Origin of the sequence: Kitasatospora sp. NPDC096128 (assembly GCF_040303105.1) — a bacterium.
Classification (GTDB): Bacteria; Actinomycetota; Actinomycetes; order Streptomycetales; family Streptomycetaceae; genus Kitasatospora.
Map to the genome: position 1 here is coordinate 150,462 of NZ_JBEOSP010000020.1, position 16,372 is coordinate 166,833.

Genomic DNA, 16,372 nt, shown 5'->3' on the forward strand with positions numbered 1-16,372 from the left:
TACCAAGCCACGAAGCCGCGTGCTGAACGAGACAGGACGCAGCATGTCCGGAACGGTGGTGGTCAGTCCACGGTGGCCCTTCCGGAGCGGTTCGAGATGAGCTGGAAGATCAGGTCCGGCCGATGACTCCCGTCCGGGCCGTTGGACAACTCCTCGGGTGCTGCCCCGGGCAGATCTACGCGACGTGCATTCTCGCTTCCATAGCAGCCAGAACGGTGTTGGCCTGATGGACGGACTGGTGCGCAACCGGGATCCAGGTGGGCTCGAAGCGCTTCTCGTAACGAGCACACCAGTCGTGCAGCAGGATGTCGAGCGGCTGGGCCGAGTCGGCGTTGTCGGGCGTAAGGGCGCGGCGTAGCAGGGCGGCGGTGCGGATGGGGAGGCGGTGTGCCCACAGTTCGATGCCTTCGAGGCGCGCTGGGGTCATGAGGCCGGACTGCAGGAGGCGTTTGCCGTCGCCGTTGGGGTCCCATTGGTCGGCCAGCTGGCTCATGGCGGTCAGGGGGGTGTGGGCGGCGCGGAGCAGGGGTGTGTCCGCGAGGTGAGGGCGAACCGTGTCGAACAGGGTGGTGATTTGGCGTGCGCGGTCTCGGAGGTGGTCTGAGCAGGTGGCGAGGTGGATGCGGGGGTCTGCGGCGCCCTGGCTGTTGGGTCGGGAGGCCCAGACCGGGACTTCGATGATGAGGGTGTCGCCGCCGTGGCGCTGAGGGACGAACCAGCTGGTGGCCTGGACACCTGCGGCTGGATCCTCGTCGCCGGTTGATGCGGTCAGCATTCCGGTCGTGCTCTCCTGCCGGTCGATTTCGCCGGCGTTCATCGTGAAGACCCCAGGGCCTGGTTCCTGGAGCCAGAAGGTGTCGAAGGAACCGGAGTCGACGGGGATGCCGAGAGCGGCGGCGGACTTGGCGAACGGTTCGGCAAGGCCGGGCAGGTGGCAGGTGGCCTGAACGAAGGTGCCGCCGATGTCCGTGCTGTGGAGGGAGAACTGCAGGCGGGGGCGGAGTTCATCGATCAGGTCGAGGAGAATGCGGCTCTCGGGCAGATCAGCGCCGATGGCCGGAGCCCATTCCGGCTGCTCCTCGGCGGCGGGGCGGTAGAACGTGGCGAAGTACTGCTTCAGGGTGCGGGCATGGCGGCTGTCCTCGGCGATGAAGGCGCCGTCCGGGTCGAGGCAGAGCAGAAAGTTCCAGGTGACGGTGTGCAGGGCCGGCTGGGCGAGGATCCGGTGGGCGAGTTCCAGCACGGTCGCGCGGCCGGAAAACTCGTCTGCGTGCGCTCCGGAGACCACCAGCACGTGCTCCGTAGCGTGGCCGATGGTCAGCAGCAGCAGGGGACGGCCACCCCGCGACGTGCCGAGGGTGCGCACTCGGCACATGTTCGGGTGGCGGGCGGCGAACTGGTGAGCCGCGTCGGCGAGGTCGTGCAACGCGGGGTAGCGGTCGTCGAGCACTGCCTTGCCCGCGGCGGTCGAGGCGTCGGTGAACATGGTCCTCCCCATAGCTATGCGCCTGCTCTCTGGTGGGCGTTCATGCGAAGGGGGCGGACGTCGGCCTGTGCCGACGACCGCCCCCGACCGGGACGGACGCGCTAGCTACGCCCGTCCCGGCTTGCTGGTCAGCCCCCGCTGGGGCCGCTCACCGCGGTGGTCTTCTTCTTGTCGAGCGGCCGGATCACGATCTTCATGCCGTCCCCCCAATCTTGGGTTCGAAGAGAATCAGCCGTGAGTGCACGGTTGACTGAATGTCAGTACGTCATATGTGATTCGTGGACGTCAAGCGATTTGAGGGGAACGGGGGTTTCCATGCTGGGGCGTCCACGAGTCAAGCCGGAGCATTCCGGATATCAGGCGCAGGACGGGACAGTTCGACTGGGGAGTGTCGTCTACGGGATCGGGGTGGAAATCGAGGACCCAGAGGGCTGGGTGTGGACGCTGGTGGATGCCATGGACGGCACGCGTTCGGTGCCCGAGCTGGCCGACCTCGTGAGTACGTCGCACCCGCAGATCACACGAGCCGACGTCACCCAGGCCGTAACGGACCTGTACGAGGCCGGCCATGTCGATGACGGTGCCGCTCCGGACCCGGATCTCTCTGCTCGGCAGATGGAGCGCTACAGCCGGGGTGTGCCGCTGCTGCGCTGGCTCGACCGCAGTCCCCGGCCCAGCGCCTGGCAGATGCAGGAGCAACTGTGCCAGGCGCGGGTGCTGTTGGTGGGACTGGGCGGTACGGGTGGCTATGCGGCGCAGGCTCTGGTCGCCTCCGGGATCGGGCACCTGCACTGCGTCGACCCGGACACCGTCAGCCTGTCGAATCTCAACCGGCAGCCGCTGTACCGGGAGAGGGATATCGGCAGGTACAAGGCGGAGGTTGCGGCGGCGGACCTCGCATCCCTGAACTCCGATGTCGAAGTCACCTGCGAGCGGCGCCTGGTGGAGGGCCCCGAGGACATCGCGGACCTGCTCCGTGCCGGAGCCGGCCCGTACGACCTGTTGCTGATGTGCGCCGACAACCCGCCGGAGATCCGCCGGTGGGCCAACGAAGTGTGCCTGCGCACCGGAACGGCCTGGGTTGACGGCGGCTACCGCGGGCCGGTCGCGACGGCCGGTGTCCACGTGCCCGGAACGGGGGGCTGCTGGGAGTGCATACGCACTGCGGAGATCCGGCGCCGCGAACTCGGGCTGTCCCCCGGGGAGGACCCGGCGGTCGCCTCGCCGCGCAGGCCTTGGAATCCGGTGACCGCGGTCACCGCAGGGCTGTCCGGCCTCCTGGTGGCCCATGCCGCCCTCTCGCTGCTGACCGGTGCCCCACCGACGGAGCCGGGCACCATGTTCGGCATCAACCTGGGAGCCCTGCACGACCCGGTGCTGCTGCACTCCGGCCGACTGCCCGACTGCCCGGCCTGCGGCACCAGTACGGAGTCCGTGCCGCAGTCGTCCGACGGTGACGACAGGTGAGTGGTCTGCCTTCACTGCCGCCGATCACCGGCTCCAGCCGGGTGGGCCTGCATGACCTTCAGAGCCGTCCCCACGGCGATGCCGTGATCGTCGGCCGTCTCGCCACCGGTGAGGTGGTGGAGCTGCCCCCGGTGGGAGCGCACATCATCGGGCACCTCCGCCAGCACCTCACGGTGGCCGAGACCGCTCGACGAGTCGCTCACGAGACGGGCGAGGAGGTCGACACCGACGACGTCGCCGACTTCGTCACCGACCTGACGAATCTCGGCTTCGTCGCAAGCGTCGACGACGTCGACGTGCCAGGCCCTGCGCCCCGACGCCCAGCATTTGCCTGGATCACTCCGAGGCGCGCCGCGTGGTCGCTCAGTCCGCTCCTGCCGTGGGCCGTTGGCATCCTCGCCATCACGACGGTCGTCGCGGTTGCCCACGACCCCAGCCTGATGCCCGGGTACCACAGCTTGCTGTGGAGCCCGCACGGCAGCCTGGTACTCCTCGTCGGGTTCGGCGTCGGCTGGCCGCTGGTGTTCCTGCACGAGCTTGCTCACCTCGTCACGGCCCGCGCCAGCGGAGTGCCGGCCAGAGTCGAACTCGGCACCCGCCTGCAGTTCCTCGTGGCCCAGACCGACATGAGCGGCATCGAACTCGCGCCCCGCCGCCACCGGCTCACCGCCTACCTGTCCGGCATGGCCGTCAACCTCGCGGTGGCCTGTCTCTGCCTCCTTGCCGCCGCCGGGCCCTGGTCCTCCCTGCGCCCGGCTCTGCAGCTCCTGGCCCTCCTGTCACTGCTACCGCTCGCATGGCAGTTCTTGATCTTCATGCGCACTGACGTCTACTTCGTCCTCCAAGACCTCACCGAGACTGCGGACCTGTACGGCGACGGCCTCGCCTACGCCCGCTACCTCGCCCACCGGGTCATCCCCCTGCATCGCAGCGCGCCGCCGGACCGGACCTCGGACCTGCCCGCGGCCCAGCGCCGCGTCGTACAGCTCTATGCCGCCGTTCTTGTGGCAGGCACGGTACTGTGCCTCGCCGCCCTGGCGTCGGTCACGGCGCCCGCAGACCTGGCTCTCCTCGTCCGTGCCGCACACCGGGTCGGCCCAGACCACTCCCTGGTCGAACGCCTGGATGCTGCGACCGTACTGATCATTCTCGGTGGCTCCCAAGCCCTCTGGGCGAGGACCAAATGGCAGTACGTGCGTCACCGACGCAGGATCCGTCGAGGTGACTGACCGGTCAGCCACTGGACGTCGTGCACCAGCCCGCCCGGGCTCGTAGGTTCGGTCGTTGCGGTCGGTCTCCTTCAGCATGATCGCGCTGTCAAGGCTGGGATCCTCATCGACTTCGCCACCGGCTCCCACACCCGCACCACCCCAACGCCCATGGCGGGTGGACCGTCACCCAACGCGGACCCCTGCGCCTATGGGACCAAGTCGAAGCCGCTGTCCAAACCTGGCAGCATCACCACGCAGCACCACCTGCGCCAGCGGGTCAGTTCGACAGGGGCCGAGTAGCAGGTCGAGGAGCGCCGGGTGCTCCTGGAAGATCACGGTCGTGTCCGGGCTCGGCCCCTCTGGTGTAGCCATGCCATCAGTCGATTCGGGTGCTGTGGCTTCGCCCATGTACTTGATGGTGGCCTGGTACCGCGTCCGTACGGCGGCGGCTATGGCGTGGCCGGCGGGATCGAGGTCGCCCGAGTACTCCAGCGGTACGCCGCAGTTGCGGGCGAGGCCGAGCAGAGTGTGGTCGACGGCGGTCAGAGTGCCGGAGGTGCAGACGATCGGCCGGTCGAACTGGCGCATGAGGGCCTCGTCGACGACGGAGGGGTTCTCCACGACCAGCCAGGCCCGGCTGGGATCCAGGGCTGGCGGGTGGGCGGTCAGGTCGTGGAGTGTGAGGTGGTGCGGGCGGTCGTCCGCCCGGGCGAGGTTGAGGGCGCGGTCGGTCGGCCCGTCGCCGGTGGCGCCGACGCCTAGGACGAGGACGGTCTGGGAGAGACGGTCGGCGGCCATGCCGAGCCGCGCCAGCAGCGCGCGGTCAGCGGCCGGTGTGTCTGGCTGTTCGGCCTGCAGGAGGTCCCGCGCCAGGAGCAGCAGCTTGTCTCCATGCCCGTTGTCGTTGAGGTCGAAGTAGTGGGGGTCGCCGGCGCAGTGGTGGGCGAGCCGGGCGAGCGTCACGGGCCTTGGCAGTGGCAGCAGCGCGCGGGCCCGGGCCAGTGCGTCGATGAGGCGGTGCCGTTCGGCGATGGTGTCGACGCTGATGCCGTAGCACAGGCGGGCCGTCAGCGACGGCGTATCGGGGAGAGCGAGTTCGGCGTAGCGGTTGATGTCCGTGCGCATCTGCTCGGTGGCCCGGCGGACGCCCGCGGTATCCGGGACCTCTACCCCGGCGGCCTCGACCAGGCCGCGTAGGTCGCCGGGTGTGTAGCCGAGGGCCTCCAGCAGGCGGGGGACGGGGACGGCGAAGCCGCCTCGGACTTCCCGCAGCGGGGTTGCCCGGCTGCCGGCACGCCGGCTGCGGGCGAGCCAGCCGGAGACCATCGCCTGGCCGGTTCGGGAGAGTGCGGCGGTGACGTTCTTGATCGAGGCTGGCCCGTCCCCGCGCGCCAGGCGGGCGGCGATGGCCTCCCAGAGCGGGCGGATGTCGGGATCGGTGAGATCAGACATCGGATGCCTCAGGGGAAGTCATGGAGATGACAGTGCCGCACTCGGGCGCGACGGTGTCGGTCGCGGGCTGGCCGACACGGATACGGGCGGTTTGCGGTGTGCCTCGTCCGGTCCAGACGCTCGGGATGGTGTAGCGCATGGTGTCGCTCTTCTGGTGGATGCGGTGGATGCCCACGGCCCCGGTCTCGGCGACCAGGAGCGGCTGCATCGCGGGCAGGGTGACGATGGCGTCGAAGTCCCAGACGCGCAGGAGCTTGAGCAGCATGCGCAGGTTCGGGGCATCGAACGCGGCGTTGAGTTCATCGATGAAGACCGCTCGCGGGCCCTCGTAGCCGGCCGTGGAGTAAAAGGCGTGCGCTGCGGCGAGAAGGGGAAGCATGGTGGCCAGCCGCTGCTCACCCGCCGACAGTTTCGCGAGGGGGTTGCGGCGCGGGGTGACGGCCTTGAACACCTCGTCGTCGCTGTTCGGGTGCTCGGAGAACGAGCGGTGGGTGACGGAGATCTCCCACGTGTACCAGTTACGGTAGTCGAAGACGTGCTCGACGCGCTTGGCCCAGGTGGGGTGGTTGCTCTCCTCGTTCTTCAGCTGCTCGACGAAGAAGTCGTACATCTGGTCGAAGTTGCTCTCGTGGTTGGCGTCACGGATCAGCGACAGGGCCTTGAGAGCCACGGGGTCGTCGGTCTTGGGTATCCAGTCCAGCTTCACGCCGACCCGGGCCACGCCGGTGCGTACGTCTTTGAGTGTGGTGCGGATGTCGTTGACGATCTGCTCCGCGGTGTGGATCCGGACGTTGATGTCCTTGCGCAGCTCGGAGAAGACCACGCCCTTGACCTCGCTCTGGACCTGGTCGTTGAAGTCCGCCTCCAGCGATGCGATGGTGCTCTCGAGTTCGTCCAGGGCCTGGCGGAGTGTCTTGGCTCCGAGGGAGGAGGTTCCGGTTTCGAGGTCGTGGCCGTGCTCGGTGACCACGATCCGCCGCCAGCCGGTGCCGGGAGCCTCCTCGGTGGTCACATGCCGCCGGATCCGCAGCAGCTGCTCAAGGGCCTTACGGACACGCCCCTCCAAGGCACCGCGGGCCGACTGCTCCTCCAGGCGCGCCTGTTCTGCCCTCAGCTCGGCCGACAGGCCCCGCTGCTCGAGGATCAGCCGGGCTACATGGATACCCTCGGGCGCGTCCTCGGGACGGCTGAGGAGTTCTCCTTCGGCGAGTTCGTCGACGAGACCCTGGTCGAACAGGTCCTGGAGGATCGCCACCGCCGTGCCGACCGACCGTGAAGCACTGTGAAGCGCCTGCGCGTTGGCGGTCAGCTCCTGGACGGCGAGGGCGAGGCCCACCTCCTCCGCCCTCTCCTGCTGCCGGTGGCCCGTCAGAAGCCCGCGCAGCTGCACCTCCTCGTCGCGACGCTGGTCCAGTTCGGTCTGAAGGTCCCGATAGGACCGGTCGTGCTGGCGCAGTTCCTCGTTGTAGTGGTGGCGGGCCGTGGCGGCGGCGGCGGTGTCTGCCTCTGCGCGGCCGCGCAGAGCGTCGGCGTGGCGCTGTGCCTCAACGGTTGCGGCGCGGCGCGTGGCCGCAGTGGCAAGAGCGAAATAGGCGCGCGTGGCCGCAGCCGCCCACTCGCCCAGCAGGCCCTGGAGATTGCGCACCGCCGACCGGTAGCCGCGCAGGGCCTCTTCCTCGAGTGGCAGGCTGCCGTGCGGCATGCGCGCCTTGTGGTGCAGGGCGCTGGTGGCCTCGCGAACGAGCGTGCTGTGCCGCCCGAGGTCCTGTTCCGCTTCGATCAGGGCACCGGCGGCTACGGCGGCCGAACGCTGCGCCTCATCGGCGCCGGCCCGCGTTGGCAGCACGTCGGCGAGTTCGGCCGGGAGGCTGAAGCGGTCCTTCTTGATTTCCTCCGCGGCTCGGCGGGCGGCCTGCCATGCGGCTTCGGCCTCGGCGTGCGCGGCCTTCACGCTTCTGGCCTGGGCCGCGGCGCGGTGCATGGCCATCGCACAGGCGATGGCCGTTCGAGCGGCCTCCAGGCATGCTGCGACCAAACCGGGAAGGTCGGCGCACCGCTCCTGCGCAGCCCGCACGGCCTCGCTGGTCGCATCGACGAAGGCGTTGTCGCACGCCACGGTGGCAGCACGCTGTGCCTGCACGGCCTTGCCTGCCGCGATCTCGGCGGCGTGGACGGCCTGCTGCGCCGCCCTCTCGTGCCGCTCGGCGTCGCCAGCGATGGCCGTCGCCGCCGTCTCCAGCCGAAGCCAGGCGCCCGGGTCAGGGTAGGAGGTCTGCTCTGATTCGGCGGCGGCCAGCTGGGTGGCGAGCGCCTCGACGCGGTCCTCGGCAGCGTCGAGGGCGTCGGCCGCTTCCGCGCGCTGCTCGCGCAGCTCGGTGAGCCGGAGCTGACGCATGCGCTCACGGGCGGAGGCACCGATGTAGCGCGGGATCCAGCCCTTGGGACTCTGGGCAATCAACGGGCCAAGGTGGAAGGTGCCGTCCTTGGCGAAGGCGGCCTGCCCGGCCGCGGGCTGCTCGCCGTGCTCCACCACCCGGATACCGGCCAGCACCTGCTGGACGAGCTCCGCAGGCAGCGGCCCGTGCGCATCAGGCACCAGCAGGTCGGCAAGCGAGGAGCCATCGGACACGGTGGCCGCGACCAGGCAGACATCGCCTGCTGACAGCTCACCACCCGGTGACACCCAGGCGTCCAGGAGCCCCGCCGTGAGCAGCGCACCCTCGAGACGACCGGCTTCCTCCTCCGGCAGATGCCCGGCGAAGTCGACCAGTGCCCACAGCGGTGCGCCAGCTCGGTTTGCCCGCGAGGGCCGCCAGGCAGGCTGGCCCGGGCGGGCCTCGCTGCGCTTGGCTTCGGCAATCGCATCGTCCAGGTCGGCCAGACGGTCCTCGCACGCCGAAAGCTCCATGCGGGCACCGGTCAGATCGGCAGTGATCCGCGTGGATGCGAGCTGGTATACGGTGGCCGCATCGTCGCGCAGGTTCTGTGCATCCGGCGGCACCGGTCGGCCGTTCACAGCAGGCAGCCGCAGGCGATCGCGCTCGAGGACAGTCAGGGAGTCGGCCCACTCCCGGACCCCGACCGCCCACGTCAGCCCAGCCTCGAGCGACTTGGCGCTCGTCTCGTCGGCCTGGCGCCGCGCCTGCTCCGCGACACTCTGTGCGTCGGCGGCCTCGGTCTCCAGGCGCGCGCAGTCGTGGGCAGCGACGGCCGAAGCGTCGAGTGCCTTGGAGGCCGCGTGCAGCAGCTCTCGCCGCTGGCCGAGTTCGCTGCGGGCAGCCTCGGCCAGCTCACACAGGGCTTCTTCCCGGACAACGGGCGCCGACTCCATCCCAGCAGTAACAGGGGCGGCGGCGAAGTCGGCGACAACGCGCGACCTCTCGACCAGGCCCGTAACAGCCTCGGGGGCCTGTGCCAAGCCGTCAGCGTGCTGGGCAAGTTCATCCGCCTGACCGGCAAGCCGCCCTCCGGCTTCGCCACTGGTGATCTGCGCGACCTCGGCCCACGCAGCGGCCGATGCAGCCCCGTCGGCCAGCGCACGGGCGTGCGCCTGCACGCCGGTCAGGTCCAAGTCGGCCAGCGCCTGGGCCGACGCGTCCTCGAGCCAGGTACTGATGGCCTGCGGGTCCAGCACGGCGCCACCCACGAGCTCGTGCGGCGGAGCCGACAGACGTACCAGACGAGCGGCGAACCCTTGCAGCGCCTGACGTGCGGCATCCTCTGCCTGCTCCGCCTCATCCGCCCGGCCCTGCGCCCACTCAACGGCCGCCTCTGACTTACGCTGAGCGGCATCGTGGCGCTCCTGGGCCGCCGCCTGGGCATCGAGCTTCGCGGCGAGATGGCTGATGGCCGCACTCACCTCTTCGCCGGCCGTCGCCTGAGCGTCCAGCCAGATACCGGCCTGCTCACGAGCAGCCCGAGCCTCCCGCTCCAGTTCAGCGGCCGGCGCTTCGTCGCGCGTCTGCGCGAGCCGCCCGGCCACCTCGTCAAGCGAAGCGTGGAAGGCACCGCCACCCACCTCGCCCGCCGACTGGCCGAGCTGGCGCGTCAGCGTCCCCAGCTGCCCGACGGCGCTCTCGGCCTCACCCGAGGCGGCAACGCTCACCGCCCCAGCCTGCTGTTGCGCCTCGGCCCCGACCTGGGCCTCCTCAACGCTCCGGCTTGCCCGCTCCTCATGCTGCTGTGCCAAAACGGCAAGCTCGTCCAGGTTCGCGCCCGGGTGTCCATGAACCCGGCTCTCCAGCGACTTGATGGTCCGAGCGAGCAGAACAAGCTGCTGCTCGCCATCGCGTATCGCTTCACCAGCCGCCTGCAGGCCCTCCTCCTGCTGCGCCCTCCGCTCCTTCAGGGCCGCTTCGGCGGCGACCAGTTCGCCGTGCCGCGCGTGATCGTCGCGCAACCCGACGGAGGCGCTGGCGGCTGCCGCGGCGACGTAGCGCCGGTAGAACTTGCGGATGCTGTTGAGAACCTCCTGCTCCCGGCGGGCGTCCCGAAGGCGGTTCTGCAACTGCTCCGTCTTGGCCAGCGCGTCCGCGAGGCTCTGCACCCGCGCCGCGTCAAGCGAAGGCAGCGCGGAGGTGAGCGTGGCCCGCATCGAGCCGGGGCTGACCTTGTCGTTGGCCTGGACGCTGCGCAGCGCTCGCAGGACCGACCCGAGCGCTTCGATCTGCGAGGCGTCCAGCGGCTGGTACATGGCCGTGCGGACCGCTTCGGGATACTCATCCTCCCCGCGCACGACGGCGGCGTGGTCCTTGCACGCGTTCTCCAGGCGGTTGTTCGAGGTGAACAGCAGGCCGCCGTACTCGGCGAGCTGAGCCGCAAGATCCTCGATATCCACTGGCATCCCCTCGCGCGCCAGCGTCAGACCGGCGTCCACGCGCGCGGGGACCAGGAACCAAGCCCGCTCCAGACTGGCGCGCTCGCCGCCGCCGGTCTTCAGCCACAGCCCGGCGGTCAGCCACTGGGTGCAGTTGCGGCCGTCGGGACCGGGATCGGTGCGGCCGTACTCCTGCCACCAGGCGCCGGTCTTCGCCGGGCCGGAGCGGCCCTGGGTGTGGATGGAGGTGAGGGTGCCGGCCGCCTCGCCCGAGGCCGACAGGCTCTTGGAGCTGATCTCGCCGTCGATGAACGTTGGGCACAGGACCCCGCTGGTCAAGGACTTACCGGAGCCGTTCATCCCCACCAGGGCGAGCCATCCGGAGCTGTAGAGGAACTGCTCCTCGCTCCACTGCCAGGAGTTCACCGCCCCGGCCCGGGTCGGCTGCCACCGGCCCACCGCAGCGGGGTGCGGATCGACCACGACGGTCTTCCTGCCCGTGCGGCGGGCCAGGCTCTCAAGCGTACGGTGCTGCTCAGTCATCACTGATTCTCCTGTTCAGCGGCGCCGTCGGCACCAGCCGTGTCCTGGACCGCGTTCGCGGCGTGGGAAATGTGGACCTGCCACAAATGGAGGGCAGGCGTGGGCCGCCAGCCCGAGCCCGGCGGCGGATCGGCGGCCACAATGCCGGCGGACAGCAGCTGTCCGATCGCCGCCGCGGCCAACGAGCGATCGCCGTTGATGCCCTGGTACCTGCGGGCCCACCACGGGCGCTCGGCCAGGACCCTGCGCAGCTCGGCGCACGCCCACTCGATGCCGAACCACCCCATCGGATCGTCCCGCCCGGCCAGGACATCCAACAGCAGCAGCGCACCCTGCTGCTCGAGAGTGCGGCCGTGAGGGAACGTCAGGTCGGTGGTGTGCCCCTGCGGGTCGGCCACAGTCCACCAGTCCCGGCGCACGGTGCACGCCAGCCCGGCCACCGCAGCCGCGTCCAGAGCACGCTCGCGCCCCGTGTAGGAGGACAGGTACCGCCCCACCTCCGTGTCGGGGTCCGGCGTCAGGCCGGGGTCATCCAGCACTGCCCGCATCGCCAGATGCCGACGGCGCCTCTCGTGCGCCTTCGCTGGTGCGTCCTCGGGCAGCTCCCGCTGGTCCGCACACAGCGCGTCGACATGCGTGTGTGGCGCATCGAGGTCGATGTCCAGCAGCGACGGCGCGACGGACGCGATCAACAGGGCCAGGCGTTCGCGGCGCGCCGTGATGACCATGTCCAGCCCCTGATCATGCTCCAGAAGATCCAGCGCCACATCCGAGGCGATGACATGCCATGACTCCAGGAGCCGAAGAGCATCGATGAACGCCAGCCGGTGCGAAGCCGCGGTCGCCAGCTTTTCCCCAGCGGCGGCAGCCGGCCGAAAGCGCGGCAGCCGACCCGCATCAGCTTCCGTCCCGCACGCCTGGACCACGGCGCGCTGCAGGTCGTTGAACGTGGCCTGTGTACCGCGCCACAGCTGCTCGCACACCAGGCTCGCCAGGACCAGCACCAGTGGGGAGGCCGCGGTGGAGGACTTGCTGCGCTGGACCACAGGGGCGCGGTCGCCAGGCGGATCGTTGCGCCGCTTGTACAGCCGGCACACCCCCTCCGACCGGTAGACCTCGAAACGCCAGCCAGCCGTGCGGTCGAACCAGGCGGCAACCTCCCGCTGGTAGTTCACGGCCAAGCGGAACGTCTCCGGGTCCGCCTCCACGCAGTGGATCTGCTGTCGCAGCATCCGCGCCACCACCAGCCCGGCCTCGGGCTCCAGCCCGACGCCTGCCCCGCGTGACATCGAAACAGAGCCTGCGGCCATCACGCGGCCATCCCTTCCACGCCGCCCTCCAGCAGGCGGATCTCGATGAGGACATCGGGTGCCGTCAACGTGCCGTCCTCGAACTCCACCGTCACCACCCGCCCCACCTCGCCAGGCCACAGCGTCAGGCTCGCCCCCACCGTGGAGGTCGACCCACAGCCCACCGAGTCGTCGAACCCGTTCAACGCCTCCTCCAGCAGCCCGATCAACACGGCGGTGTAGTCGGCGTCCAGGCCCCCGAAGAAGGACAACTGCACGGGGCCGGGGGTGACCAGGCCGCGAGCGATGATCTCCAGAAGCTCCAGCTCGGCGTCGTTCTCCTCCTCGCCCCGCTGCCGCTCCTGGTCCAGATCGGGAATCCTGCGCGGCGCCCCCGTCGCGTGCGCTCCCCGCTGCGTACGGCGCAGGACCACCTTCACCTCGTGACACCCGCCGTCCTGCGCGCGGTCGTACACCGCGACGTCCTCCTCACCCGGCGCGAGCGGATGCCGGGCAGGCCACATCCCGAACGCGGCGGCGAACACCTGGTAGGCATCGGCCACGGTGGGCTGGGCGTGCAGCATCCGCGCGATCTGCCGGAAGTCCGCGCCCACATCACTGCCTCGAGTCGTCGCGTAGTAGCGGCGGTCGATGGCACCAAGCAGGGCGTGAATGGCATCCGCAGCGGCAGCCACCAGCCGCTCGATCGACCCCCTCGGAGCGAACCACGCCTTCAAATCACGCAGTTCACGCACCTTCTCCTCGACCCAGCGGTCCTGCGCCGCAGGCTCCAGCACACCCGCGTCGGGCAGCGCCTGCCGTGCCAAGACGTCGAGGCCCACTGCTTCGAGCTCGTCGAAGGCCGAACGTACCCGGCCCAGCGAGTGCTCGGTACGGCGCGCGAAGTGCTGCAGAGCCAGCAGGATGTGCCGGCGGCTGGTCGCGAACACCCCATCGTCGCTGACGTCGTTCTGGGCCAGCGCCCCCACCGCGCTGTAGAAGTCACCGCCGGCTTCCTGCAACTGCTCCAGGTGCGCATGAATGTGCCCTTCGAGGGCAGGAGCCAGCATCCCCGCGTCCTCGCGATAGTGGTGCAGCAGCCCGCGCAGCGTCTGCTCCACCGCATCGAGCAGCCGGGGCGGCAGCTGCAGCGTCCGATCCAGGCGGCCCACCGCATCCCGCACAGCCGCGACCATCACCCGACCCTCCCGGGTGAGCGACCACGCCTCACGCCGACGAGCACCTTCCGCGTAGCTTCCCACCGGAGCGCTGTAGTCCCGGAAGCGAGTCACATACCCGGTGTCCGTCAGCCGCTCGACCACGTCCGACAGCACCTCATTGCCGACCGGACCGCCGTATCCAACCTCCACCAGCAGAACGCGAATGTCGGACAGTGTCCACATCGGCCCCCGGCTGCTTGCCAACAACAAAGCTCCGAGCACTGCAGCCGACAGCTCGCGCCGCTCGTCGTCCTTGTCGGCGAAGACACCGAAAAGGTCCGTATCGAGCATGCGCCACCACACGCCATCCATCCAGGCCCTCCTTCCTTCCACGCTCATATCTCCCGTGTATCCCGATGGTCGAGCCGGACATCCAACCGGAAATGGGTACGGCAGAACCCCATTCCGTGGCTGCCCACACAACGACATGGAGCACCGTAAAGACGGGCGCTGACAATCTCCATCGAATGGAACGGGGCCGCTCATGTCCAGGGAGGCGGCTGCGCCGCCGATAAGGATCTTTCCTGTCATCGAACGCCAAGATCAAAATCGCCGGTTAGTGTAAATCCCGCAGTTGTCCGGCATCTGAGAAGTGAATCCTTTTTGGCCTACCTGATGTCTAGTCGCGCCATCGATTACTGAGGCGACATCGGCCAGATCATTCGTCAGATATTGATTTACGTCGACGGACTGACGGCAAAGCGGTCCACAGAACTTGCTGTGGGAGGTTACGGAGAGCAAGGCAGCCGTGATACATGAGGCGTTGGTCACTCATGGGCATCAGCAGGCCGCTGAACTGCCTCGCCACCGCTCGGGCGATTGAGCGCTACGCCATGCGCGACTCGTCCCGACGGCGACTGCAATGTGACGTACGCCTCACCAGTCTGAGACCGGTCCGCCGGGCCGCAGGGAGGCCGCCGCCCAGGCGGCGGCCTCCTGCACGTCGACAGCAAGGTGCTCGACCGGGTCGTCGGCGGGGTCGAGGCTCAGGTTGTCGCCCTGGAGGAGTATGCCCGCCAGGCGCAGGAGGATGACCGGATCGCCGCCGACCTGGCGATGGCGGAATGGGTCGACGCAGGCAGCGGGGCGGTCCGCGATCTGCTCGCAGAAACGGCGGCCGTACTGGCGGTCATCGCCGACATCGAGGCGCTGACCGCGTCCGCTACACCGCGCTGGGCGATCTCGCGCTGCACGGCCTGGTCGCCTCCGACGGCAACACCCGGGACCGGCACAAGAGCTGGCGGCTGGAGGGCACGGCCGGGCTGGAGGCGGCCGGGCAGGTGCTCGGCCTGCCCCGCTCCGACATGGGCTCCACGGCCCGGGGTGCTGGCCAACGCGGAACAGAGCGCGGTCATCGACCTGGCCGGGGCCGGTGACCCGGTCGACCTGGCCGGGGCCGGTCTCCCATGTGCGGGCGTCACGAATTTCCCGCTGGAGGGCCTCCATCAGCGCCGGGCCCGCGGCCGGGTCGGCAAGTCGCAGTACCAGATCGTTATGGCCCTCGGAACGTGCGGCCACCGGCCCGCCCTCGGCCTGCTCCGGGATCTCGCGCAGCGCCCCTTCAAGGCCACCATGGTGTACGTCGCGCTCGGCGACGCCACCGTCCGGCTGAGCGCCCCCGAAGACGCAGCCGATTCACTGCGCTGGTGTCTGGGCACCGGCACTCCGATGCTCGCCGACGGCGCCCTGCGCGCCGTCGCCAGAACGCTGGGCCGCCCTGCAACGCCCGACCTGGGACCCGCTCATGCGCGCCCTGATCATCGACACCGCCACCGTCAACCTCCACCGCAAACTCCGCCGCATGGCCGCCGACACCGGCCTGCACGCCATCGCCGTCCTCTCCGACTGCGCCGTCTTCGCCTCACCCGGCCCCGGCGCACTCGACATCCTCACCAAGCCCGACGGCACCCTCACCACCTCGCTGCGCCTCGGAGTGAGCCCGGGGATGGTGAAGTTCGAGGGCTCCCGGCCGATGGCCGAGATCACCGAGCTCATCGCCGACGACACGAACCCGGCCCGGCACATGAAGCCCGGCGGCCAGGTGTCCGCCGACGAGTAGTTCCCCCGCGCGGCCCGCCGGCACCCGAGCGGCGGGCCGCCCGCCACGACCACCACCTGAACGACGATGCCGTCCCGGCCGGGACGGCAGGAAGGACCTGATGCCCCATGAGCCGGGAGATCGACGAGGGCCTGGAACGCGCCGAGCGCACCCGCCCCATCCCGGTCCACCTGAACACCCGGGTCAAGTTCCTGTGGGAGAAGGTCTCCAAGAACGACACCAAGCGCCTCGCCCAGGTAGCTGGCGTCTTGGTGCGCACCGCCCAGCGCTGGGCCCACGCCCTGACCGCCCTCGCCGCCGGCGAGGTGACCGGCGACATCCCCATGACCAAGGCCAACGCCGCGAAGGTCGAACAGGCGGTCCGCTCCGCGTGGCAGCCGCGGGTGAAGCAGCGGGTGCGCCGTGACGCCGAGCAGAACGGCTTCATGCTGACCCTCAGCGGCACCTTCGGCTTCAAGTCGGCGGCCGGCTCCACCGACGACCCCCGCCCGCGCATCATCACCCACAAGATGCCCGGCTCCGTCGCCCAGCGCCTCTACGCCGCCCGCGACGCCGGCGAGAGCCAGGAGGAGCAGGAGAAGATCCTCGCCGAGGCCCTGCGCGATGAGTACTTCAAGGACGGCGGCCGCCGCGCCCGCGGTCTCGACGTCGAGCTCAACGACGTCGCCTGGATGGACGTCGAGGTCTGATGCGAGCCCCGCGCCCGCCGGAGGCGGTCGGGTTGTGGGGGGGGGGGGGGGGGGGGGGGGCCCCCCCGCCCGCCCCCCCCCCCCCACCACCAGCCACCCCCCCGCCCCCCCGACAGCCGTGATGACCGCGACCCCGACCC

General features: G+C 70.0%; 9 protein-coding genes. 4 read left to right on the forward strand and 5 right to left on the reverse strand.

Annotated features, from left to right (window positions below; genetic code table 11):
* Nucleotides 1-175: 175 nt before the first annotated feature.
* A complete protein-coding gene (locus tag ABTY61_RS23200) occupies nt 176-1,486 on the reverse strand; it encodes a M14 family zinc carboxypeptidase (RefSeq protein WP_350506950.1) in 1,311 nt (436 codons plus the stop codon).
* Nucleotides 1,487-1,801: 315 nt separating this feature from the next.
* Here ABTY61_RS23200 and ABTY61_RS23205 point away from each other — a divergent pair, with 315 nt between their 5' ends.
* Entirely contained in the window at nt 1,802-2,953 is a 1,152-nt protein-coding gene (locus ABTY61_RS23205; protein WP_350506951.1) for a HesA/MoeB/ThiF family protein, read from the forward strand.
* Nucleotides 2,950-4,182, forward strand: coding sequence for a hypothetical protein (locus ABTY61_RS23210; protein ID WP_350506952.1), 1,233 nt, complete (start codon nt 2,950-2,952; stop codon nt 4,180-4,182). Before ABTY61_RS23205 ends, ABTY61_RS23210 begins: the two co-directional genes overlap by 4 nt.
* A gap of 165 nt (nt 4,183-4,347) precedes the next feature.
* Here the strand turns inward: ABTY61_RS23210 and ABTY61_RS23215 are convergent, their stop codons facing one another.
* Genes ABTY61_RS23215 through ABTY61_RS23230 form a run of 4 tightly spaced genes read right to left on the reverse strand, consistent with a single transcriptional unit; the run spans nt 4,348 to nt 13,796 of the window.
* Nucleotides 4,348-5,616 carry a DUF2399 domain-containing protein gene (locus tag ABTY61_RS23215; RefSeq protein ID WP_350506953.1) on the reverse strand — a complete coding sequence of 423 codons (1,269 nt, stop codon included), beginning with the start codon at nt 5,614-5,616 and terminating at the stop codon, nt 4,348-4,350.
* Nucleotides 5,609-10,975, reverse strand: coding sequence for an SbcC/MukB-like Walker B domain-containing protein (locus tag ABTY61_RS23220; protein ID WP_350506954.1), 5,367 nt, complete (start codon nt 10,973-10,975; stop codon nt 5,609-5,611). The genes ABTY61_RS23215 and ABTY61_RS23220 overlap by 8 nt, the downstream gene beginning before the upstream one ends.
* Nucleotides 10,975-12,285 carry a DUF2398 family protein gene (locus tag ABTY61_RS23225; RefSeq protein ID WP_350506960.1) on the reverse strand — a complete coding sequence of 437 codons (1,311 nt, stop codon included), beginning with the start codon at nt 12,283-12,285 and terminating at the stop codon, nt 10,975-10,977. The genes ABTY61_RS23220 and ABTY61_RS23225 overlap by 1 nt, the downstream gene beginning before the upstream one ends.
* Nucleotides 12,285-13,796 carry a DUF2397 family protein gene (locus ABTY61_RS23230; RefSeq protein WP_350506955.1) on the reverse strand — a complete coding sequence of 504 codons (1,512 nt, stop codon included), beginning with the start codon at nt 13,794-13,796 and terminating at the stop codon, nt 12,285-12,287. The genes ABTY61_RS23225 and ABTY61_RS23230 overlap by 1 nt, the downstream gene beginning before the upstream one ends.
* 1,432 nt (nt 13,797-15,228) lie before the next feature.
* On the opposite strand from ABTY61_RS23230, the gene ABTY61_RS23235 reads away from it, so the two are divergent.
* The gene (locus ABTY61_RS23235) at nt 15,229-15,543 is read left to right on the forward strand and encodes a hypothetical protein (protein WP_350506956.1); all 315 of its coding nucleotides are present in this window, start codon (nt 15,229-15,231) and stop codon (nt 15,541-15,543) included.
* 107 nt (nt 15,544-15,650) lie between these two features.
* The gene (tpg, locus tag ABTY61_RS23240; RefSeq protein ID WP_350506957.1) at nt 15,651-16,232 is read left to right on the forward strand and encodes a telomere-protecting terminal protein Tpg; all 582 of its coding nucleotides are present in this window, start codon (nt 15,651-15,653) and stop codon (nt 16,230-16,232) included.
* Nucleotides 16,233-16,372 lie beyond the last annotated feature (140 nt).

Excerpts from the sequence above, each read along its gene's own strand:
- ABTY61_RS23200 (WP_350506950.1), bottom strand. The coding sequence starts at position 1,486 with ATGTTCACCGACGCCTCGACCGCCGCGGGCAAGGCAGTGCTCGACGAC.
- ABTY61_RS23235 (WP_350506956.1), top strand. The coding sequence starts at position 15,229 with ATGCGCGCCCTGATCATCGACACCGCCACCGTCAACCTCCACCGCAAA.
- tpg (WP_350506957.1), top strand. The coding sequence starts at position 15,651 with ATGAGCCGGGAGATCGACGAGGGCCTGGAACGCGCCGAGCGCACCCGC.
- ABTY61_RS23225 (WP_350506960.1), bottom strand. The coding sequence starts at position 12,285 with ATGGCCGCAGGCTCTGTTTCGATGTCACGCGGGGCAGGCGTCGGGCTG.
- ABTY61_RS23230 (WP_350506955.1), bottom strand. The coding sequence starts at position 13,796 with ATGGATGGCGTGTGGTGGCGCATGCTCGATACGGACCTTTTCGGTGTC.
- ABTY61_RS23205 (WP_350506951.1), top strand. The coding sequence starts at position 1,802 with ATGCTGGGGCGTCCACGAGTCAAGCCGGAGCATTCCGGATATCAGGCG.
- ABTY61_RS23220 (WP_350506954.1), bottom strand. The coding sequence starts at position 10,975 with ATGACTGAGCAGCACCGTACGCTTGAGAGCCTGGCCCGCCGCACGGGC.
- ABTY61_RS23215 (WP_350506953.1), bottom strand. The coding sequence starts at position 5,616 with ATGTCTGATCTCACCGATCCCGACATCCGCCCGCTCTGGGAGGCCATC.